The 21322-nt window shown below is 63.3% G+C and carries 23 protein-coding genes; 18 read left to right on the forward strand and 5 right to left on the reverse strand.

Annotated features, from left to right (window positions below):
- The first annotated feature begins 29 nt into the window (after window positions 1-29).
- Window positions 30-356: a hypothetical protein gene (locus CBW50_RS08145; protein ID WP_086145059.1), complete on the forward strand. Its 327-nt coding sequence runs from the start codon at window positions 30-32 to the stop codon at window positions 354-356.
- Between the two features lie 19 nt (window positions 357-375).
- Here the strand turns inward: CBW50_RS08145 and CBW50_RS08150 are convergent, their stop codons facing one another.
- Window positions 376-1218 (reverse strand): LytTR family DNA-binding domain-containing protein, encoded by an 843-nt coding sequence (locus CBW50_RS08150; RefSeq protein ID WP_086145060.1) that lies wholly within the window; start codon window positions 1216-1218, stop codon window positions 376-378.
- The gene (locus CBW50_RS08155) at window positions 1215-2333 is read right to left on the reverse strand and encodes a sensor histidine kinase (RefSeq protein ID WP_226936074.1); all 1119 of its coding nucleotides are present in this window, start codon (window positions 2331-2333) and stop codon (window positions 1215-1217) included. The genes CBW50_RS08150 and CBW50_RS08155 overlap by 4 nt, the downstream gene beginning before the upstream one ends.
- Window positions 2334-2530: 197 nt before the next feature.
- Between CBW50_RS08155 and ugpQ the strand changes: the two genes are divergently transcribed.
- Window positions 2531-3271, forward strand: a complete 741-nt coding sequence (gene ugpQ, locus CBW50_RS08160) for a glycerophosphodiester phosphodiesterase (protein WP_086145061.1) — start codon at window positions 2531-2533, stop codon at window positions 3269-3271.
- Window positions 3272-3274: 3 nt separating this feature from the next.
- On the opposite strand, the gene CBW50_RS08165 is transcribed toward ugpQ, so the two are convergent.
- Complete coding sequence (locus CBW50_RS08165) at window positions 3275-5338, reverse strand: TonB-dependent receptor (RefSeq protein WP_172404712.1); 2064 nt, start codon at window positions 5336-5338, stop codon at window positions 3275-3277.
- 158 nt (window positions 5339-5496) lie between these two features.
- On the opposite strand from CBW50_RS08165, the gene CBW50_RS08170 reads away from it, so the two are divergent.
- The 6 genes from CBW50_RS08170 to CBW50_RS08195 all read left to right on the forward strand — a co-directional run bounded on the left by CBW50_RS08170 (window position 5497) and on the right by CBW50_RS08195 (window position 12993).
- Window positions 5497-5943, forward strand: a complete 447-nt coding sequence (locus CBW50_RS08170) for a Fur family transcriptional regulator (protein WP_086145062.1) — start codon at window positions 5497-5499, stop codon at window positions 5941-5943.
- A 119-nt stretch (window positions 5944-6062) separates the two neighbouring features.
- A complete protein-coding gene (gene alaS, locus CBW50_RS08175; RefSeq protein ID WP_086145063.1) occupies window positions 6063-8675 on the forward strand; it encodes an alanine--tRNA ligase in 2613 nt (870 codons plus the stop codon).
- Window positions 8676-8910: 235 nt separating this feature from the next.
- Window positions 8911-9138, forward strand: a complete 228-nt coding sequence (locus tag CBW50_RS08180) for a sulfurtransferase TusA family protein (RefSeq protein WP_010395510.1) — start codon at window positions 8911-8913, stop codon at window positions 9136-9138.
- A 251-nt stretch (window positions 9139-9389) separates the two neighbouring features.
- Complete coding sequence (locus tag CBW50_RS08185; protein WP_034759884.1) at window positions 9390-10139, forward strand: electron transfer flavoprotein subunit beta/FixA family protein; 750 nt, start codon at window positions 9390-9392, stop codon at window positions 10137-10139.
- 40 nt (window positions 10140-10179) lie between these two features.
- Window positions 10180-11112 (forward strand): electron transfer flavoprotein subunit alpha/FixB family protein, encoded by a 933-nt coding sequence (locus CBW50_RS08190; RefSeq protein ID WP_086145064.1) that lies wholly within the window; start codon window positions 10180-10182, stop codon window positions 11110-11112.
- A gap of 90 nt (window positions 11113-11202) precedes the next feature.
- Window positions 11203-12993, forward strand: coding sequence for an acyl-CoA dehydrogenase (locus CBW50_RS08195; RefSeq protein ID WP_086145065.1), 1791 nt, complete (start codon window positions 11203-11205; stop codon window positions 12991-12993).
- 188 nt (window positions 12994-13181) lie between these two features.
- On the opposite strand, the gene CBW50_RS08200 is transcribed toward CBW50_RS08195, so the two are convergent.
- Together CBW50_RS08200 and CBW50_RS08205 are read right to left on the reverse strand one after the other, a co-directional pair.
- Window positions 13182-13808, reverse strand: coding sequence for a glycine zipper 2TM domain-containing protein (locus CBW50_RS08200; protein WP_086145066.1), 627 nt, complete (start codon window positions 13806-13808; stop codon window positions 13182-13184).
- Window positions 13809-13944: 136 nt separating this feature from the next.
- A complete protein-coding gene (locus CBW50_RS08205; protein ID WP_086145067.1) occupies window positions 13945-14379 on the reverse strand; it encodes an NINE protein in 435 nt (144 codons plus the stop codon).
- A gap of 287 nt (window positions 14380-14666) precedes the next feature.
- On the opposite strand from CBW50_RS08205, the gene rpsP reads away from it, so the two are divergent.
- From rpsP to CBW50_RS08255, 10 genes are all read left to right on the forward strand, one after another.
- Window positions 14667-14918, forward strand: coding sequence for a 30S ribosomal protein S16 (gene rpsP, locus CBW50_RS08210; RefSeq protein WP_076567307.1), 252 nt, complete (start codon window positions 14667-14669; stop codon window positions 14916-14918).
- Window positions 14919-14931: 13 nt separating this feature from the next.
- Entirely contained in the window at window positions 14932-15489 is a 558-nt protein-coding gene (rimM, locus tag CBW50_RS08215; RefSeq protein ID WP_086145068.1) for a ribosome maturation factor RimM, read from the forward strand.
- 50 nt (window positions 15490-15539) lie between these two features.
- Window positions 15540-16286 (forward strand): tRNA (guanosine(37)-N1)-methyltransferase TrmD, encoded by a 747-nt coding sequence (gene trmD / locus CBW50_RS08220; RefSeq protein ID WP_086145069.1) that lies wholly within the window; start codon window positions 15540-15542, stop codon window positions 16284-16286.
- Window positions 16287-16419: 133 nt separating this feature from the next.
- Window positions 16420-16803, forward strand: coding sequence for a 50S ribosomal protein L19 (gene rplS / locus CBW50_RS08225; RefSeq protein WP_035825414.1), 384 nt, complete (start codon window positions 16420-16422; stop codon window positions 16801-16803).
- 197 nt (window positions 16804-17000) lie between these two features.
- Window positions 17001-17660 carry a CoA pyrophosphatase gene (locus CBW50_RS08230; protein WP_086145070.1) on the forward strand — a complete coding sequence of 220 codons (660 nt, stop codon included), beginning with the start codon at window positions 17001-17003 and terminating at the stop codon, window positions 17658-17660.
- A gap of 97 nt (window positions 17661-17757) precedes the next feature.
- Complete coding sequence (locus CBW50_RS08235) at window positions 17758-18717, forward strand: CobD/CbiB family protein (protein ID WP_086145071.1); 960 nt, start codon at window positions 17758-17760, stop codon at window positions 18715-18717.
- Between the two features lie 225 nt (window positions 18718-18942).
- Window positions 18943-19272: a DUF3579 domain-containing protein gene (locus tag CBW50_RS08240; RefSeq protein ID WP_071324990.1), complete on the forward strand. Its 330-nt coding sequence runs from the start codon at window positions 18943-18945 to the stop codon at window positions 19270-19272.
- An 84-nt stretch (window positions 19273-19356) separates the two neighbouring features.
- Window positions 19357-19806 (forward strand): CBS domain-containing protein, encoded by a 450-nt coding sequence (locus CBW50_RS08245; protein WP_086145072.1) that lies wholly within the window; start codon window positions 19357-19359, stop codon window positions 19804-19806.
- Window positions 19807-19902: 96 nt separating this feature from the next.
- Window positions 19903-20721, forward strand: a complete 819-nt coding sequence (locus CBW50_RS08250) for an AraC family transcriptional regulator (RefSeq protein ID WP_086145073.1) — start codon at window positions 19903-19905, stop codon at window positions 20719-20721.
- 2 nt (window positions 20722-20723) lie between these two features.
- Window positions 20724-21322 (forward strand): hypothetical protein (locus CBW50_RS08255; protein WP_216356325.1); only part of this gene is annotated, 599 nt, incomplete at its 3' end.

Below are 21322 nucleotides of genomic sequence, written 5' to 3' on the forward strand. Positions count from 1 at the left end.
CAACTCCACTCACCATGGGAGGACACATCATGATGCAGGCAAAGGAAGTGGCACGGCGCTTTGGCGCCATCGAACACGCGATCGGCCAGGCGGCCCGGCTGTGCGGCAAGCAGCAGGGCATGCCGATGGACTTGAAGGATTGCATCAACCAGCTGGACCAGCAAAAGAGCGCCGTGCGGCAAGCCATCGACACGCAGGATGATGTGCGCATCCGCCAGGCCGTCGACCAGATGGAATCGCTGGGCGACCGCGCCAAGCGGGCGTGCGGCACGGCGTCCAGCCTGACGCCGGAAATGAAGAGTGCCGTGCAGAAAGTCCACGATGAACTGTCGGACCTGAAGCATCAGCTCCATTAGAACCTGGCTCTTGCGCGCCTTACATCTGCCGGAACAGATGGGCATATAAGGGACTGACGCGCAGCTGCGCCGGATGCTGGCGCAGGGTCAGCGACAGCTTGCCCGCCTCGTCGCGCACGGCCGTGGCGATGGCGCTGGCGTTGACGATGGTGCCCCGGTGGATTTGCCAGAATTGTTGCGGGTCCAGCTGGGGCAGCAGCTCCTTCAGGCTCGTGCGTATCAGCGCTTCGCTGTCCTGGCACACGACGTTGATGTATTTGTCCAGCGCCTCGAAGTACACGACGTCGGCCAGGGCGATCATGCGCACGCTGTTGCCGACGGCTGCCCGTATCATCTGCAGGCGCGGCGCGGGCGGCAGCATGGCTTGCAGCTGGCTCAGCAGGCGGGCCATGTTGTCGTCGCTGGCGGACGCGGTGACGGCTGCCGTCACGGGCGCCGCCGTGGCCGCCGCAGCGTTGCCGCTGCCGCTGACGCGCAGGCGCTGCCGCAAGCGTTCCACCGTCTTGCCCAGGCGCGCATCGTTGACGGGTTTTAAGACGTAATCGGCGGCCGCGTGCTCGAAGGCGGCCAGCGCGTACTCGTCGTAGGCGGTGACAAACACGATGCAGGGGAAGGGCGTGCCGTCCGGCCACTGCTCGGCCAGTTCCTCGGCCGCTTCCAGGCCTGTCTTGCCAGGCATCTTGATGTCAAGAAACAGAATGTCGGGCAGCAGTGCCAGGCCCTGGTGCACGGCGTCCACGCCGTTGGGGCAGGTGGCGACGATGTCGAGTTCCGGCCACAGCCGCTGCAAGGCGTGCGCGAGGGCGGCGGCGAGTATGGGTTCGTCTTCGGCGATCAGGGCGCGCGGGGTGGGGCTGGTCATGGCGTGGGGCTCGCGGTGGTGGAGTGAATCGGTAATTGAAGGCGGGCGACGACGCCTGCCGGCGTGTTGGCGGCCAGCACCAGGCTGGCGGCATTGCCGTGCATGGCGTGCAGGCGTTCGCGGATGTTCGCCACGCCCAGCTGCGTGCCCTTGCTCTGGCCCGGATGGCCGAGGCCCAGTCCATCGTCGGCAACCGTCAGGATCAGCATGCCGCCGTCCGTGGACGCCTGCACGTGGACGTGGCCGCCTTCGATCTTCGGTTCCAGGCCGTGCTGGATGGCGTTTTCCACCAGCGGCTGCAGCAGCATGGGTGGCACCTTGATATCGCGCAAGGCCTCGGGCAAGTCCAGCGCGTAGCCCAGGCGCGCGCCCATGCGTATCGACATCAGGCCCAGATAGGCTTGCATCAGGGAAAACTCCTGCTCCAGGGTAGTGGATTCCGCCCGCGAGGAAGAGAGGGTGGCGCGCAGGTACTGGATCAATTGATCGAGCAGCTGCTGGGCGCGCTGCGGATCAAGGCTGATCAGCCCCTGCAGGTTGGCCAGGGTGTTGAACAGCATGTGCGGTTCGATCTGCGCCTGCAGCAATTGCAGCTGCGCCTGCATGGCCTGGCGCGCCACGGATTCGGCGCGGGCCTTTTCCTGGGCCGCCGTCATTTGCAGGCGGGCAATCTTTTCGCGGCTGGAGAAAAACAGCACGGCGCCGCCCGTGGCCAGCAGGGTGAAGACGAGCGTGCCCATCATTTGCGTAGGCAGCATGTTCTCGATGCCGCCCACGTCCACGCCCGTCAGCCAGCTGAACAGGGCCAGGCCCAGCATTTGCGCCGCTGGCACGGAAATCAGGATGATGAGCATGAAAGGCAGGAATCTCGGGCGCTGGTCTGCGCCCCACAGGGTCAGGCGCAGGCCGTCGATCAGCAGGAAGGCGATCGTGCCGATGCACATCGAGGCGACGAGGTTTTGTCCGAAATGGCTGCCCGGATTGAGGATGAAGGTAATGACCAGCGCACAGATCACGTTCAGCACCAGCGCATAACGCACATCGTGCAGCATGCGGTAGTAGGGCGAGCGGCGCTTGGCAGCTGGCGCGTCGGCGGAGGGGGCGTCGGGTTTCATATAGTTGTCTACTGGTAACGATTGGGCATTGTGTGCCAGCGCGGGCCAGGGCGCAACAGGACTGCGATGAAACGGCGCTGGCAAGCCGCCATTCGCCGCGGCGCGTCGCCAAACGGGGCCGCTTTACTTTTCAGGATGGGCACGGGATAGTATGGCAAGACAGTCTTGCATCCATATAGTTGCTATAAAGGAATATCATGTGGCCTTACCCACGCACCCTGGCGCACCGCGGCGGCGGCACCCTGGCGCCTGAAAACACCCTGGCCGCCCTGCGCTGCGGCCTCGCCTACGGCTACCGCGCCGTGGAATTCGACGTCATGCTGGCGTCCGACGGCGTGCCCGTCGTCGTGCACGACCCCGAACTGGGCCGCACGGTGGCCGGCAGCGGCCAGGTCAGCGACTATACGGCTGCGCAGCTGGGGGCCATGGAGGCGGGCGCCTGGTTCGGCCCGCAATTCGCGGGCGAGGGCGTACCCACGTTCGAGGCCGTGGTGGACTATTGCAAGGCGCAGCGCATCTGGATGAATATCGAGATCAAGCCGGCGCCGGGCTTCGACGTAGCCACGGGCGAGGCGGTGGCGCGCGCTACGCGCGATTATTTCGCAAAAGAAATTGCTGCTGGAGAATTATTGCCGCTGCTGTCGTCGTTCAGCATCGCCGCGCTGGAAGCGGCGCGCCAGGCGGCGCCGGAACTGGCGCGCGGCTGGCTGGTCGAACAGATACCGGACGACTGGGCGAACACGGCGAAACAGCTGGAGGTGGTGGCGCTCCATTGCGACCACCAGCAGCTGACGCGCGCGCTGGCGCTGGAAGTCAAGAAAGCGGGATTGGGACTGTTTTGCTACACCGTCAACACGCCCGAACGGGCCAGCGAGCTGCTGGCCTGGGGCGTGGACGGTTTCTGCACGGACCGGATCGACCTGATCAAGCCGTCCTGAGGATTAAAACGTGACGCGCATTCCCACAGTCAAGTTGCGCCCCGTCAAAGGCGCCGCATTCTTGATGAACGAGGTGTGGCTGTACGCCAGTTCATTCGTCAGGTTGTTCGCCTTGATGTAGAACTGGGCCGGCGTCGTGCCGATGCGCGTGTCGTAGTTGGCGGACAGGTTGAGCATGTTGTAGCCCGGGGTCGCCGTCTCAAACGCGGCCACCTTGTCTTGCTTGCCCACGCGGTAGAACTCGGCCACGCCGCTCCATGCCTGCCAGTTGGCGTCGACCTTCACGCCGAAGCGCTGGGCCGGGATGCGCGGCAGGTTGTTATTGTTAGCTGCGCCACCGTCGGCCAGCTTGGCCCGCACGTAGTCGCCGAACACGCTGGCGCCGAACATGGGGTTCAATTGCTGGCGGATCTGTCCTTCCACGCCAGTAAACGTGGCGTCGCGCTGGGCATACTGGATCAGCTGGAAGCCTTCGTGGCTGTCCAGGGTGGAGCCGAAGATGTAGTTGTCGACCTTGTTGCGGTAGGCGCTGGCCGAGAAGGTCGTGGCGCCCGCATATTTGCGCAAGGTCAAGTCGATATTGTTCGACGTTTCCTTGCCCAGGTTTTGATTGCCCAGTTCATATGTGGCCGTGGCCATGTGCACGCCGTGCGCATACAGTTCCTCGGCGCTGGGCAGGCGGTGCGTGCGGGAGATGGTCGAACCGAGCGAATATTGCGGTGCGAACTTCCACACGGCGCCCAAGGAAATCGAGGTGCCTTTGGCGCTGCGGTCTTGCAGGGTGGCGCTGTCCACCGCGATGTCTTGCCACTCGTGGCGCAAGCCCGCCTCGAAGCGCCATTGGTCCAGCTTGTATTCTTCCACCAGGAAAGCCGCGTGTTTTTTGGTCACCGTCGGCGCCACGTAGGCTTCCTCGCCCAGGGCGGAGAAATCGCGCTTCGATGTTTGCAGGCCGACCACGCCGCGCCAGCCGAAGACGGGATGGTGTTCCATTTCCAGGCGCGCATCGTGACCCTTGTTCTTGAACGTGGTGGCGATTTCCGTGCCTTCGATTTCATCGTGCTTGTAATCGGTGAACGAAGCGCGCAGGCGCAGCCTGGCGAAACCGGGCACGGGGTCGCGCAATTCGCCGCGCACGTCCCAGCGCTCGCTCTTCAGCTTCACGTAGGGCACGCTGCCATGCTCGTGGTCATGCTCGTCTTCGTCGCCATGGTCGTGGCCGTCGTGGCCGCCGCAATGCAGGTGCGTGCCGTGCGGGTGGCAGCTTTCGAATTCGTGGTTGTGGCCAGGCAAGCCGTATTCCGCGTGCTGGCTGGTGAAGGCCAGGCCCAGGAAGCCGCGCTGACCCACCCACGACACGCCCACGCTGCCCGTGTCCGTCTTGTTGTAGCTGCCGGCTACTTTGGAGCCGCCTTCCCAGCCGCTGCCGACCTTGTATTCCTTCGCATCGCGCTTGACGCCTTCCGCGTGGAAAGCGATGTTGCCGGAGCCGCCGGTCACTTCAAAAGCGCCCGCCTTTTCGCGCGCGTTTGAGTTGGCGCGTACTTCCGCGCTGCCTTCGAAGCCCTTGGCCGGCACGCGCGTGGGGATTTTCTTGTCGATCACGTTGACGACGCCGCCGACGGCGCCGCCGCCGTAGGCCAGCGCGGACGGGCCGCGCAGCACTTCAATCTGTTCCGACAGCATCGGTTCGGCCGCCACGGCATGGTCGGGGCTGATGGTCGAGGCATCCTGCACTTCGGCGCCATCGGACAGGATTTTGACGCGCGGGCCATCCATGCCGCGGATGATGGGACGGCTGGCGCCGGCGCCGAAATGGCTGGACGTGATGCCGGGCTGGCCGGCCAGGGTTTCGCCCAGGGTCGCTGACCTTGCCAGCACCAGTGCCTCGCCTTCCAGTACGGTGACGGGCGTGCTCATGTCGTCGCTGCCCAGGGCCAGGGCGCTGGCCGAAACGGTGACGGCGGGCAAGGTGGCTGCCTGTTGCGCCAGGGCACTGGCGGGCGCGGCAAAGGCCAGCATGATGGCCAGCGCGAGGGGAGTGGGTTGGTGAGGACGGACGGACATGGGCAAGAATTCCTTATTCGCTATCGGTGGTGGCGGGTTGGGGCAGGCCATTGCCGTATGGGTTGGCTGCCAGAAGATGATAATGATAACCCATTATCATTACTGTGTGACAGTTTTTCCGGGCGGTAGATGCAGGCGGATGGTGTATTCTGTCGGCTATGGAACGCACAACACGTCAAAAAACCGCCATTCAAGCCGCCATCGAGTCGGCCCAGCGCCCCCTGTCGGCGCAGGAAATCCTCGAACAGGCCAGCTTGCAGGTGACGCAGCTGGGCATCGCCACCGTTTACCGCAACTTGAAGTCCCTGGTGCTGGAAGAAAAAGTGCACGTGGTGACCTTGCCGGGCGAAAACCCGCGCTATGAGTCGAACACGGCCGCCAATCATCACCACCACCATTTCCAGTGCACCACGTGCCAGCGCGTGTTCGACGTGCATGACTGCCCGGGCGACTTGAAGCGCATGGCGCCGCAAGGCTTTGTCGTCGAGCGCCACGAGCTGACCCTGTACGGCCGCTGCGCCGACTGCAATGCGACCGCTGGCGCCACGGCGCCCGCGGCCGTAGCCACACCGCAGGCCTGCGCCAGCCACCACGACCCGGCCTGAACGGGCAGGCTGTCGATGTTGGCACGGGCGCAACAATGCCCTGGCTACCCGTCATTGCCGCACCCCATATCACGTATAATCTTCCCTTTAAAGCTGCCGCCACTTTTTGCCAAAAAAACATGAAATCATCTGAAATCCGCGACAAGTTCCTCAAATTTTTCGAGTCCAAGGGCCATTCCATCGTCCGTTCCAGCTCCCTGGTGCCAGGCAACGATCCGACCTTGCTGTTGACGAACAGCGGCATGGTGCAATTCAAGGATGTGTTTACGGGCATGGACAGCCGTCCGTACACGCGCGCCACTTCCGTGCAGCGCTGCGTGCGCGCCGGCGGCAAGCACAACGACCTGGAAAACGTCGGCTACACGGCGCGCCACCATACTTTCTTTGAAATGCTGGGCAACTTCAGCTTCGGCGACTATTTCAAGCGCGACGCGATCCACTTCGCCTGGGAACTGCTGACCAAGGTGTACGGCTTGCCGGCCGACAAGCTGACGGTCACCGTCTACATCGAAGATGACGAAGCGTACGACATCTGGGCGAAAGAAATCGGCGTGCCCGTCGAGCGCATCATCCGCATCGGCGACAACAAGGGCTCGCGCTACGCGTCCGACAATTTCTGGCAGATGGCGGACACGGGCCCATGCGGTCCCTGCACGGAAATCTTCTACGACCACGGCGCCGACATTCCTGGCGGCCCGCCGGGCTCGCCGGACGAAGACGGCGACCGCTTCATTGAAATCTGGAACCTCGTGTTCATGCAGTTCAACCGCGACGAAGCGGGCGTCATGCACAAGCTGCCCAAGCCGTGCGTCGACACGGGCATGGGCATGGAGCGCCTGGCCGCCGTGCTGCAGCACGTGCATTCGAACTATGAAATCGACCTGTTCCAGCACCTGATCAAGGCTGCCGCGCGCGAAACGGGCGCCACGGACCTGGAAAACAAGTCGCTGCGCGTGATCGCCGACCACATCCGCTCCGCCGCCTTCATGATCGTCGACGGCATCATTCCGGGCAGCGAAGGCCGCGCGTATGTCTTGCGCCGCATCATCCGCCGCGCCTTGCGCCATGGCCACAAGCTGGGCCAGACGAAACCGTTCTTCTACAAGCTGGTGGCCGATCTCGCCATCGAGATGGGCGGCGCCTATCCCGAGCTGGAAGAGGCGAAAGACAACGTCGCCAACATGCTGAAAGCCGAGGAAGAGCGTTTCGGCGAGACCCTGGAAACAGGCATGAAAGTGCTGGAAGCGCAGCTGGCCAAGGATGCCACGGGCATCGACGGCGCCACCGCTTTTACCTTGTACGAAACCTATGGCTTCCCGCCGGACCTGACGGCCGACATCTGCCGCGAACGCGACATCACGTTCGACCAGGTGGGCTACGACGCGGCCCTGAAGGAAAGCCAGGAACTGTCGCGCAAGGGCGGCAAGACGCACAAGGACAGCAAGGTCGAGTACACGGGCGAGAAAAACAAATTCGTCGGCTACGACCAATTGACGTTCAGCAGCAAGGTCGTCGCGCTGTACGCGGCCGGCACGCCTGTCACTGAACTGAAAGCCGGTGACACGGGCATCGTCGTGCTCGATACGACGCCGTTCTACGCGGAATCGGGCGGCCAGGTGGGCGACCAGGGCGTGATCGCCACGGGCGCGGGCAGCTTTGCCGTCAGCGACACCCTGAAAATCCAGGCCGACGTCTTCGGCCACCACGGCGTGCTCGAATCGGGCGTATTGAAAGTGGGCGACGCCGTCTCGGCCGAAGTGGACACGGCCAAGCGCGCGCGCACCATCCGCAACCACTCGGCCACGCACCTGATGCACAAGGCCTTGCGCGAAGTGCTGGGCAGCCACGTGGCGCAAAAGGGCTCGCTGGTCGACCCGGACAAGACCCGTTTCGACTTCAGCCACCATGCGCCGATGACGGCCGAGCAGATCGCCGCCGTGGAAACGATCGTCAACAAGGAGATCCTGGAAAACCGCGCCACGCAAGCCCATTTGATGTCGTTTGACGACGCCGTCAAGCATGGCGCGATGGCCCTGTTCGGCGAGAAATACGGCGACGAAGTGCGCGTGCTCGACATCGGCAGCTCGAAAGAGCTGTGCGGCGGCGTCCACGTGCAGCGCACGGGCGACATCGGCCTGTTCAAGATCATCGCCGAAAGCGGCGTGGCCGCCGGCATCCGCCGCGTGGAAGCGGTGACGGGCGAGGGCGCGCTGGCGCTGGTGCAGGCCATCAACCGCCGCCTCGTCGAAGCGGCCAACGCCCTGAAGGCGCAGCCGGAAGAACTGACGGCCCGCATCGGCCAGGTGCAGGACCACGTGAAGGCGCTGGAGAAGGAGCTGGCCGCGCTGAAATCGAAACTGGCCTCGGGCCAGGGCGATGAGCTGGTCACGCAGGCCGTCGATGTCAACGGCGTCAAGGTGCTGGCCGCCGTGCTCGACGGCGCCGACGTGGCCCGCCTGCGCGAAACCATGGACAAGCTGAAGGACAAGCTGAAGACGGCCGCCATCGTGCTGGCCAGCGTGGCCGACGGCAAGGTCAGCCTGATCGCCGGCGTGACGGCGGACGCGACTTCCAAGGTCAAAGCGGGCGAGCTGGTGAACTTCGTTGCACAGCAAGTGGGCGGAAAAGGCGGCGGACGCCCCGATATGGCGCAAGCCGGCGGCACCGATCCGAGCGGCCTGGCGAACGCCCTGGCCGGCGTGCCGGCCTGGGTCGGCGAACGCGTGAAATAAGGCGTAAGCTTGCAGGCATGCGGGTTCTTCACCCCACTGCCTCGTGAAAACGGCCCGCAGACGGTGTTTGCGGGCCGTTATTTCTTTTGGAATCCCGTTGTGACCCCACAACAGCCGATGAACTATTTTGGTGCAGCGCGTCAATGCCCCTGATTTAGAGTAGTATGTCGAAAATCAGTACAACAAAAATGGTGGGATATTGATGATGAGCGACACACTACTTGATACCGAGATTATGGAATTTCACAAAGAACTCGACGCGCGCGGCTTGAATTGCCCCTTGCCGATTCTGAAGGCGAAAAAGGCTTTGTCAGAGCTGCAGAGCGGGGAAGTGCTGCGCATCATGGCAACCGATCCCGGTTCCGTGCGCGACTTCCAGGCTTTCGCCAAGCAAACGGGCAATGCCCTGCTGTCGCATGTGCAGACGGGCACCGAATTCGTCTTCCTGATGCAACGCAAATAATTGTGCCGGCCGGGGCCGCCGCGGCGCGGCCTGGCTTTCTCCTCGCAGGGCCATTTCTGCCCCCTTTTGCTGCCCTGCAGCGTAGCGGGCGACTCCCCGAAATCCTCAAAGCTGGACAGTTTAGATGGATTGCTCTAACAAAAAATCGCACGATCGTGCTTAAATTCGGTTCGGGATTCAAATTTCTCTTATAATCGAACGCACAATCAGCACTTGATCCGTCATTTTTATAATTTCCCAAAGGCATAGCTATGAAAGTCTTGGTACCCGTCAAACGCGTGGTCGACTATAACGTCAAAGTCCGCGTCAAGAGTGACGGCACTGGCGTCGATACCGCCAACGTCAAAATGTCGATGAACCCTTTCGATGAAATCGCGCTGGAAGAGGCGATGCGCCTGAAGGAAGCCGGCAAGGTCACCGAAGTGGTCGCCATCTCCTGCGGCGTGACGCAGTGCCAGGAAACCCTGCGCACGGCCATGGCCATCGGCGCCGACCGCGGCATCCTGGTGGAAACGACGACTGAACTGGAACCGCTGGCCGTGGCCAAGCTGGTCAAATCCCTGGCCGAGAAAGAACAGCCGCAACTGATCATCCTGGGCAAGCAGGCGATCGACGACGACAGCAACCAGACCGGCCAGATGCTCGCTGCCCTGCTGGGTTGGCCGCAAGCCACGTTCGCTTCGAAAGTCGTGCTGGAAGACGGCAAAGTCACCGTCACCCGCGAAGTCGATGGCGGCCTGGAAACCCTGGCATTGACCTTGCCAGCGATCATCACCACCGACCTGCGTTTGAACGAGCCACGCTATGTGACCCTGCCGAACATCATGAAGGCAAAGAAAAAGCCGCTCGAGACCGTCAAGCCGGAAGACCTGGGCGTCGACGTCGCGCCACGCCTGAAGACCCTGAAAGTCGTCGAGCCAGCCAAGCGCTCGGCCGGCATCAAGGTGCCGGACGTCGCCACCCTGGTCGCCAAGCTGCGTACCGAAGCCAAAGTCATCTAAGCGGCTTTGCCGTCACTCCAGAACAATTACAGGACATATCATGGTCGCATTAGTTATTGCTGAACACGACAACGCTACCTTAAAGGGCAGCACCCACCACACCGTGACCGCGGCTGCCCAGTGCGGCGGCGACGTGCACGTACTGGTCGCAGGTTCGAACGCCTCGGCTGCCGCCGCTGCCGCCGCGCAAATCGCCGGCGTGACGAAAGTCATCGTGGCCGACGCGCCATACTTTGCCGACGGCCTGGCCGAAAACGTGGCCGAGCAAGTGCTGGCCATCGCCGGCAACTACAGCCACATCCTGGCACCAGCCACCGCCTACGGCAAGAACATCCTGCCGCGCGTGGCCGCCAAGCTGGACGTAGCGCAAATCTCGGAAATCACCAAGGTCGATTCGCCCGACACCTTCGAGCGCCCGATCTACGCCGGCAACGCCATTGCCACCGTGCAATCTGGCGACAAGGTCAAGGTCATCACCGTGCGTACCACCGGCTTCGACGCCGCTGCCGCCACCGGCGGTTCGGCTGCCACCGAAACCGTCGCCGCTGTCGCCGACAATGGCAAGTCCGCCTTCGTGGGCCGCGAACTGGCCAAGTCGGACCGTCCTGAACTGACCGCCGCGAAAATCATCGTGTCGGGCGGCCGTGGCATGGGTTCGGCCGAGAACTTCCACATCCTGGAGCCGCTGGCCGACAAGCTGGGCGCCGCCATGGGCGCCTCGCGCGCCGCCGTCGACGCCGGCTTCGTGCCGAACGACTGGCAAGTGGGCCAGACGGGCAAGATCGTCGCGCCTTCGCTGTACATCGCCGTCGGCATCTCGGGCGCGATCCAGCATCTGGCCGGCATGAAAGACTCGAAGACCATCGTCGCCATCAACAAGGATCCGGAAGCGCCGATCTTTGCCGTGGCCGACTACGGCATCGTGGGCGATCTGTTCGAGATCGTGCCGCAACTGGTCAAAGAACTGGGCTAAGTCTTACCCATTCAGGTTTTGTATATCACGAAGCCACGCCGGCCCGCCCCACACGGCGAGCCGCGCGTGGCTTTTTTCTTGGAGAAATAGATGAGCTATCAAGCCCCGCTGAAAGACATGTTGTTCGTGATGAACGAACTGGCCGGCCTGGCCGAAATCCATACTTTGCCTGGCTGCGAAGACGCCACGCCCGACACGGCCGAAGCCGTGCTGGAAGAGAACGCCAAGTTCTGCGGCGGCGTGGTGGCCCCCCTGAACGGCCCCAGCGACAAGGAACCGAGCTTCTGGCACGATGGCCAGGTCACGACGTCAAAGGGCTTCAAGGAAGCGTTCAAGGCCTACGGCGAAGCGGGCTGGCAGGGCGTGCAGCATCCGACGGAATTTGGCGGCCAGGGCTTGCCCAAGCTCTTGGCCACGCCCTGCATCGAAATGCTCAATTCGGCCAGCATCTCGTTCGCCCTGGTCGCCCTGCTGTCGGACGGCGCCATCGAAGCGCTGCTGACGGCCGGCAGCGACGAACAGAAGGCCACCTACCTGGAAAACCTGGTATCGGGCAAGTGGACGGGCACCATGAACCTGACGGAGCCGCAGGCCGGCTCCGACCTGGCCGCCGTGCGCACGCGCGCCGTGCCGCAGGACGATGGCACCTATAAAGTCTTTGGCACGAAGATTTTCATCACGTATGGCGAGCACGACATGGCGGAAAACATCGTCCACCTGGTGCTGGCCCGCACGCCGGACGCACCGGCCGGCGTGAAAGGCATTTCGCTGTTCATCGTGCCGAAGTTCCTCGTCAACGCGGACGGCAGCCTCGGCGCGCGCAACGACGCCCATTGCGTTTCCATCGAACATAAACTGGGCATCAAGGCCAGCCCCACGGCCGTGCTGCAGTTCGGCGACCACGGCGGCGCCATCGGCACCCTGGTGGGCGAGGAAAACCGCGGCCTCGAATACATGTTCATCATGATGAACGCGGCCCGCTTCGGCGTGGGCCTGCAGGGCATCGGCCTGGCCGAGCGCGCCTACCAGCAGGCCGTGGCGTTCGCCAAGGACCGCGTGCAGTCGCGCGACCTGGCCGGTTCCGCCGGTCCGGTCTCCATCATCCACCACCCGGACGTGCGTCGCATGCTCATGTCGATGCGCTCGCAGACCGAGGCGGCGCGCGCGCTGGCCTACGTGGGCGCGGCCATCAGCGACGTGGCGCACCACCATCAGGACGCGGACGTGCGCGCGGAAAGCCTGGCCACCTATGAATACCTGGTGCCCGTGATCAAGGGTTGGGCCACGGAAATGTCGCAGGACGTCACGCGTGACGGCGTGCAGGTGCATGGCGGCATGGGTTTCATTGAGGAAACAGGCGCAGCCCAGCATTACCGCGACGCCAAGATTCTGACCATCTACGAAGGCACGACGGCCATCCAGGCGAACGACCTCGTGGGGCGCAAGACGGTGCGCGACGGCGGCGCCGTGGCGAAAGCCATCATCGCCCAGGTGCGCGCCACGGAAGCCCAGCTGGGCGAGCTGACCGGCGCCGACTTCCAGGCCATGCAGCGCCACCTGGCCGAAGGCAGCGCCGCGCTGGAAGCCGTGGTCGAGTATGTGGTGGCGAACATGAAGTCGGACATCAAGGCCGTCTTCGCGGGCAGCGTGCCCTATTTGAAACTGGCCGGCATCGTGCTGGGCGGCTGGCAGATGGCCCGCGCGGCCGTGGCGGCGCAGCAAAAGCTGGGCGAGGGCAGCGGCGACGCGGCGTTCTACAAGGCGAAGATCGCCACGGCGCGCTTCTTTGCCGACCACATCCTGTCGCAGGCACCGGGCTTGCGCGCCACCATCATCGACGGCAGCGCCGGCGTGATGGCGCTGTCGGAAGAGCAGTTTTAAGTTGAAACTTGGCCGGCGCTCGCCGGCTGAATGCAAAAAAAGCGCTGGAGATCACTCTCCAGCGCTTTTTCTATATTAAGAACGCCTGAGAAAGCGCTCAGGGCAAGGCGCCTTGTCGCCGTCCGCCGTTAGTACGGCAATGTCGGCCAGACTCGGGCAACGCCGCCATGGACGCTTTCCCTGCGTTCTTAGCGGCGGGCGATGCCGTTGCCGGAATTGCGCACCAAGTCGCCAGCAGCCAGCCCTGGGTCCTGGTCAAACGCGAAGTCGGCCTTGGCGCCCGTTTCGTACTGTACGGTGACGGTCCAGGTCTTGGCGTTCTTCATGTGGCCTTCGACTTGCTTGCCGGCATACGCGCCGCCGGCGGCGCCGGCCAGGGTGGCCAGGTCCTTGCCGCGTCCGCCGCCGACCTGGCGGCCCAGCAGGGCGCCGGCCACGCCGCCGCCTATCATGCCCAGGGCGCCGCCTTCACCGGCCTTTTCAGCGACGTTGACTGCCAGCACCTTGCCGCACTCGGCGCAGATCTGGTGCTGCGGCTGTTTGGAAGGCTGGCCGGCGTAGGAATTGCCCGCTTTTTGCGCGGCCTTGGCATTGATGATGGCCTGGTCGTATTCGCCCTTGGCGTCGCGCAGGCATTGCATGCGGGCTTTCGAGCTGCTTTCTTCTGCGCACAATTTCTTGTCGTCCGCATAGCGCGTGTTCGCTTGTTTCGTGTCGTAGGCATATTGCGCCTTCGGCGACAGGTTCTGTGCGAAGGCGGAGGTGCTGAACAGGGCCGTGACGGCCATTGCGAGGATGAGTGGGCGACGAATCATGATCTTCTCCTGGGGTGTGTTGAATGTGCCGGTAATGTCGGCATTGTGAATGCAGTATAGAGGAAAATCATGATTGCTTACTAACACTTACATGTGCGTGTGCCGCGCGCCATGTGATGTCATTTCCGCATGGAAATTAACCGTAGGCGCCGCCCGTGTACAGCAAGTCGAACAGGCGCGCCATGGTGGCGATCAGCACGCCCGCGCCTAGCATCAAGGTAGCGACCAGCACCACGGCCAGGGGCCAGCCCGTGTCCGACAGGCGCCCGGAGGCGGCGTTGTAGCGGGCATCCCACTTGTCGTCCGGCATCAGGCCCAGCACCAGGGCTTCGAGGAAGCCGGCCAGCGCGGACAGGATCAGCGGCAGGATCTGGTAAAACCAGTCGGCGTCGGGAAAGGCCTGGCGCAGGGCCAGGCTGGCGGGCAGGGCGGCCACGTGCAGCCAGCCCCAGCGGTCGCTGGCGCCGTGCAGGTAGAAGCGGTGCGCGCCCAGGGCGCCCAGCAGGAAGGCCAGCAGGGAAGTGCATGCCTTGTTCTTGTGCGAGTGTTGCAAAACAGTCGTGGTGTTCATGGGACTCCAGAGTTGCTCATCGGTAAAGATAGTCAGTATTGCTCATTGTCGCCCGCAGCGATAGCATTTTCATCGGGCATTGTGCGATGATGTCGCGTGATCCGGTGGCAAAGCCGCCGCATTGCCGGCACGATAGGCGCACGCGCCTATTGCGTCTTCGGCGATGTCTGGTCATAATGTTCGATTAGCCCAAATTACACGCCCGTCATCATAACGCTTGCTGCCTGGCGGTAAAGCGCGCTATAATTTGCGGCTTTTTCCGCCTCAGCACACTTTTTGGAAATATTATGGTCGTTATTCGTTTAGCTCGTGGAGGCGCCAAGAAGCGCCCGTTCTTCAACATCGTCGCTACTGATTCGCGCAATCGCCGCGATGGTCGCTTCATTGAGCGTATCGGTTTTTACAACCCGATGGCGCAAGGTGGCGAAGTTCCACTGCGTATCACCGCAGACCGTCTGGCCTACTGGCAAGGCGTTGGCGCACAATTGTCGCCAACCGTTGCTCGTCTGGTTGCCAGCAACGGCAAAGCAGCAGCTTAATTAGATCACTGGTTTGACGGTCAAGACTGCATCCGGGGTGAAAGTCCCCGATGACCTGGTACAGGTAGGCTATGTCTCCGGTGCCTATGGCATTGCTGGCGGGGTCAGGATCACTCCTTTCTCCGACGACGCGGATGCATTATTAAGCGTCAAGACCTGGTGGTTTGATAAACCGACCTTGCATGATGTTCAAGTCAGGCAAGCGAAGTTACACGGCGGCGACGTCGTGGCCCAGCTGGTGGGTGTGGTCGGGCGGGATGCCGCGGAAGCGCTGAAAGGCGTGTCTGTGCAAATTCCGCGTAGCCATTTCCCGACGCTGTCGGCCGATGAATTTTATTGGTCCGATCTGATCGGACTGACAGTTGAGAATTTGCAAGGCGAGTGCCTCGGCGAAGTGACTGACATGATGAGCAATGGTCCGCAGTCGATCTTGCGCATCAGGCCCGTCGCCCATCCCGATGACGCCGTCGACAAGGCGCCTGAGCGCCTGATCCCGTTTGTCGGCCAGTTTGTCATTAATGTTGACAAGGCTGCCAACAAGATCACGGTCGACTGGGGCCTCGATTATTAAACCGCCTGCGCATAACTTTGCGCCGGGCAATATTTTCAGGATGGCGAGCGATGCAATTTGATGTCGTGACCCTGTTCCCGGAAATGTTTGCCGCGCTGACGCAGTCGGGTGTGACCCGGCGTGCCTTCGAGCAGGGCAAATGTGGCTTGTCCTTGTGGAATCCCCGCGATTTCACGAGCGACAATCACCGCACCGTGGATGACCGCCCGTATGGCGGCGGCCCCGGCATGGTGATGATGGCCCGTCCGCTCGAAGCGACAATTAATGCCGCCAAGCAACGCCAGACGGAACTGGGACTGGCCGCGCCGCGCGTGGTGTTCATGTCGCCGCAAGGCCGTCCGCTCACGCATGAGCGCGTCACGCAGCTGAAAGCCGAGCCTGGCCTCGTCATCCTGTGCGGCCGCTATGAAGCCGTGGACCAGCGTTTGCTGGAGCGCTGCGTCGACGAAGAGATCAGCATGGGCGACTTCGTCCTGTCGGGCGGCGAGTTGCCCGCCATGGCGCTGATGGATGCGGTGATCCGCTTGCTGCCCGGTGTCCTGAACACGGAAGCATCGGCCATCGAGGACAGCTTCGTCAATGGCTTGCTCGATGCGCCGCACTATACGCGGCCGGAAACGTATGAAGGCATGGCCGTGCCGCCCGTCTTGATGGGTGGCAATCATGCCGAGATCGTCAAGTGGCGCCGCCAGCGCATGCTGGAAGCGACCGCGAGCAAGCGGCCTGACCTGCTGGTCAGTGCGCGCGCCGCCGGCTTGCTCAGCAAGACCGACGAAAAATTCCTGGCCAGCCTGTAAGCCGTTTTCGGACGGCCGGCAGGGTGGCTTTGCAGTGCCGGGCATGTTGCCCAAATTGGTAATACCCATCCTCTACCGGGCGGATACTCGCTATCCACAGTGCGCCGGCATGATGGTTTTCGGAGTGTTAAAAATGGACTTGATTCAACAATTAGAGCAAGAAGAGATCGCCCGTCTGGGTAAATCGATTCCTGACTTCGCACCAGGCGATACCGTTATCGTCAGCGTCAACGTAGTCGAAGGCACGCGCAAGCGCGCCCAGGCTTACGAAGGCGTCGTTATCTCCCGTCGTAACCGTGGCCTGAACTCGAACTTCATCGTTCGCAAGATCTCGTCCGGCGAAGGCGTCGAGCGTACGTTCCAGCTGTACTCGCCGCTGATCGCTTCGATCGAAGTGAAACGCCGTGGTGATGTTCGCCGCGCCAAGCTGTACTATCTGCGTGAGCGTTCGGGTAAATCGGCGCGTATCAAAGAAAAATTGCCAAATCGCCGCGTTGTGGCGAAAGCAAGCGCGTAATATCAGCGCCTGCGTTGGAAAAAAAGGGCGCCTCAGGGTGCCCTTTTTTTTATGGTGACACCTGGCCCAAGCTGCTGCGCGTCGGCATAGGTAGCCTGCGATGCTCGCCGTACTAGCGTACGGTTGCGCGTCTCGGCCGCCTCTTCCTTCCCCTCGCGCCGCTTTTGCCAGGTGATGTTAATCATGAGGGAGGGGCAATGGCCACCATCGCATTTGATCCCAAGCAACTCGCCATCGATTCGATCGCCGGCGAGGCGGCGCTGGACGCCGCGCGCATGACGCCGGACTGGCTGCGCCAGCGCCTGGCCGAACCGCCGGACTGGCAGCCCGAGATTACCCAGGATTTCCTCTCCGCCCGCGCCGTGCCCGTGCGCGCCGCCGTGCTCATTCCCCTCGTGCGGCGGCCGGACGGCCTGACCATCCTGTTGACCATGCGCACGGACCACCTGAGCAGCCATGCGGGCCAGGTCAGCTTTCCCGGCGGGCGCAGCGAACCGTTCGACGGCTCGCCCGTGGCCACGGCCCTGCGCGAGACGGAGGAAGAGGTGGGTCTGGCGCGCCGGCACGTCGAAGTGCTCGGCTGCCTGCCCGACTACCTGACGGGCACCGGCTACCAGGTCACGCCCGTGGTGGGCCTGGTGACGCCGCCGTTCGAACTGCGCGCCGATCCGTCCGAAGTGGCGGAAATCTTCGAAGTGCCGCTGGCCTTCCTGATGGATGGCCTCAACCATCAGCGCCTGTCGGTGGAATTGCCGGGCGGACGGCGCTCGTTCTACGCCATGCCGTACGAGCGCTTCTATATCTGGGGCGCCACGGCCGGCATGCTGCGCAATCTGTTTCACCTCTTGCGCGCGTAAAATGGCGCCGCGCACGTAATAAGTTTGATTCCAGCACGGCACTGCGCTATCGTAGCGGGCATTGCGGTATTGCTGAAAAAGACAAAAAGGACGTTTGATGACATTTCTCTCCATACTTTGCGCATTGCTGATCGAGCAGCTCAAACCTTTGCGCGCGGATAATCCCATCTACGCCGAAATCAAGAGCCTGGCAATGCGCATGGAGACCTGGTTCAATGCCGGCCACGCCAACCATGGCCGCATGGGCTGGTTCCTCATGATCGGCGCGCTGATGGTGCCGACGGCGGGCGTGTACTGGCTCTTGCAGCATTATCAGCTGTCCCTGCTGGCCTTTGCCTGGAACGTCCTCATCGTCTACCTGACCCTGGGCTTTCGCCATTACAGCCATTATTTCACGTCGATCCAGCTGGCCCTGAGCGCCGGCGACGAAGCGACCGCGCGCACCTTGCTGGCCGACTGGACCAAGCTCGACACGGTGGGCATGGAAGCGGGCGAAATCGCCCGCATCGCCGTGGAAAAAGCCCTCGTCACCACGCACCGCAATGTCTTTGGCGTATTTTTCTGGTTTTTGATGCCGCTGGGCCCTGCCTGCGCCGTCATGTACCGCGTGGCCGAATACCTGGCGCGCGCCTGGAACGAGCCCGAGCACATGCGCAATGAAGCGTTCGGCCAGTTTGCCGCGCGCGCCTTTTACTGGATCGACTGGATCCCCGTGCGCCTGACGGCCGTGGCCTTTGCCGTGGTCGGCAATTTCGAGGATGCCATCTATGCCTGGCGCAATTTCGCCCAGCGCTGGCAGGACGAGGCCATCGGCATCATCCTGACGGCCGGCGGCGGCGCCATGGGCGTGCGCCTGGGCACGCCGGCGGAGACGGCGGCCCGCGTGGTCGTCACGCCGGACATGGCCGTCGATGACAGCGACAGCGAAAGCGATATCCTGCCCGGCGAAGAGCCTGGCGCGCGCGCCTTGCAGAGCACGGTGGGCCTCGTGTGGCGTGCCTTGCTGCTGTGGATGCTGCTGCTGCTGTTGATGTCGGGCGCCGTCTGGCTGGGCTGACGCCTGCCGCCTGTCCCCGCGCCCTGCGCGTGGAACAAGGTTAAAATAGGGGCTGGTGTGCGATGCGCGCCAGCCCCTGTTTGCATGGCGGGGCAGATCGAGGTAGAACCCAAGTCTTCTATAAGATATAATACTGGCTTACCGCAGTACACGCAGTTACGCAGTTGAACTACCAGCCCGGCTACCCGCCGGGGCCATTCACGCAATCCAGTCCCGACAAGCCACATGGCCGAGTTATCTCAAAACGAACTCTCAGACGAGTTCTTCATCCTGGGTCTCACCAGCAATGGCAAGCAATTTCGACCCAGCGATTGGGCCGAGCGCCTTTGCGGTGTGATGTCCTGTTTCAATCCCGAAGGCGGCGGGCGCAATGCGCACCTCCAGTATTCGCCCTACGTGCGCCCGACCGTCGTCAATGGCGTCAAATCCGTGGTCGTCAACACCAAGCTGCGCGAGATCGAGCCGATGGCGTTTCACTTCGTGCGCGAGTTCGCCAAGGATAACGACTTGCAGATCGTCGAAGCCTGCTTCCTGCCACCGCCGGAAGAAAAGTAAAGCCTGCTTCAATTGATCTGGCGCAAAGCCCGTGCCTGCGGGCAGGCGTAGCGTTGACACTTCTGCACGTGAGGGAGTGGCGACATGCGTATCGGCGATATCTGCACCCAGCAAACCATCCATTGCCAGCGTGACACCAGCGTGGAGCAGGCGGCGCTGATGATGCGCCAGCACCACGTGGGCGACCTGGTCGTGGCCGAGCAGCCCAATGGCGAGCGCGTTCCCGTCGGCATCCTCACCGACCGCGACATCGTCGTCTCCGTCATCGCCCTGGGCCTCGATCCCTCCAGCCTGCTGGTGGGCGACATCATGAGCGCGCAGCTGCTCACGGCCAGCGAAGACGAGGACGTCTACGACATCATCGAACGCATGCGCGTCAACGGCATTCGCCGCTTGCCCGTCGTCAACAGCCTTGGCGGCCTCTTCGGCATTGTCAGCATCGACGACCTGCTGGCCTTCATGGCGGCGGAAATGGCGGAGCTGGCGCGCATCAGCGGCGGCCAGCTGGCGCACGAAAAGCGCGCGCGCAAATAGGGATACCCGTGCCGCCCGCCCGGTATTGCGCAATTCCAGTCAAATCCTCCGCACCCGGAAATGCTACAGTCGCTGCTCGTTCCACGGGAAGCGCATATGCACTATCTGGCCAAGGCACTCTGGTATATCGAATCGCACTATGCGGACAATATTTCGCTCGATGACATCGCCCGCGTGGGCGGCGCCTCGCGCTGCCACCTGACGCGCGCTTTCGGCCTGGCGACGGGCCACTCCGTGATGCGCTATGTGCGGGCGCGCCGGCTCAGCGTCGCGGCGTGCGCGCTGGCGCAGGGCGCGCAGGACATCCTTGCCGTCGCGCTCGCGGCGGGCTACGGCTCCCACGAAGCGTTTACGCGCGCCTTCCGCGAGCAGTTCAAGGTCACGCCGGAAATGGTGCGGGCGCAGCGCCATGTCGCCAACCTGGCCCTGGTGGAAGCCATCAAACTGGATGTGGCGCCTGGCGTGGCCCTGGAAGCTCCCCGTTTCGAGCAGGGCCCCGCCTTGCTGCTGGCGGGCCTCGTCGAACGTTATCGCGCAGAAACGGCTGCCGGCATTCCCGCCCTGTGGCAGCGCTTCCTGCCCCATGCTGCGCCCGGCCAGCTCGTGTATGGCGTGTGCTGCAACAATGACGATGCGGGCAATTTCGATTACCTGTGCGCCATGCCGGTGAACGACTTTTCCCAGGCCCCCGATGGCTGGACGCGGCTGCGCATCGCCCCGCGGCGCTATGCCGTGTTTCATCACCGCGGCCACATTTCCACCATCCGCGCCACCTGGCATACGGTGTGGAACGAGTGGCTGCCCCGCTCCGGCCTGGAAGCGGCCGACGCGCCTGATTTCGAACGCTACGACCAGCATTTCGACCCGGCCAGCGGCGTGGGCGGGGTGGAAATCTGGCTGCCCTTGAAAGGTTGAGCATGCTCAATATCCTGTCTGCGCCCCCCTTGTTTGCCGGCAGTGGCGCGCTGCGCGCGCGCCTGTCACAACTGGCCGCCGCGCTGGCGGCGGGCCTGCCCCTGTACTGGGTGCTGGGACCGCAGCCCGTCGGCTGGCTGGCCTGGCTGGCGCCGCTGCCCGTGCTGTGGCTGGCCCTGCGCTCGTCGCGCCGCGATGCGGCCTGGATGACCTTGCTGGCCGCCATGCTGGGCCTGTCCTCGAACGTCGCGTATTTCCGCCTGCTCATGCCCTTGCCGGCCGTGCTGGCCGTGCTCGCCGTTAAGGCATTGCTGTGGCTGCTGGTGGTGCTGGCCACGCGGCGCCTCGTGCTGCGCTACCGGGCAGCCTGGACGGTGCTGGCCTATCCCGTGCTGTGGGTGGCCATCGATACCGTGATGGCGGTCTTCTTGCTCGATGGTAACTGGGGCAGCCTTGCGTATTCCCAAGCCGACAATCTTGCCGTGCTGCAGGTGGCTGCGCTGGCCGGCGTGCCCGGCCTGCTGTTCCTGCTGTGCCTGGCGCCCTCCGCGCTGGCCCTGCTGCTGGCGGGCGGCCGCGCATACGCGCCGGCGGCCGCCGC

Source organism: Janthinobacterium sp. GW458P, assembly GCF_002127585.1.
GTDB lineage: Bacteria > Pseudomonadota > Gammaproteobacteria > Burkholderiales > Burkholderiaceae_D > Janthinobacterium.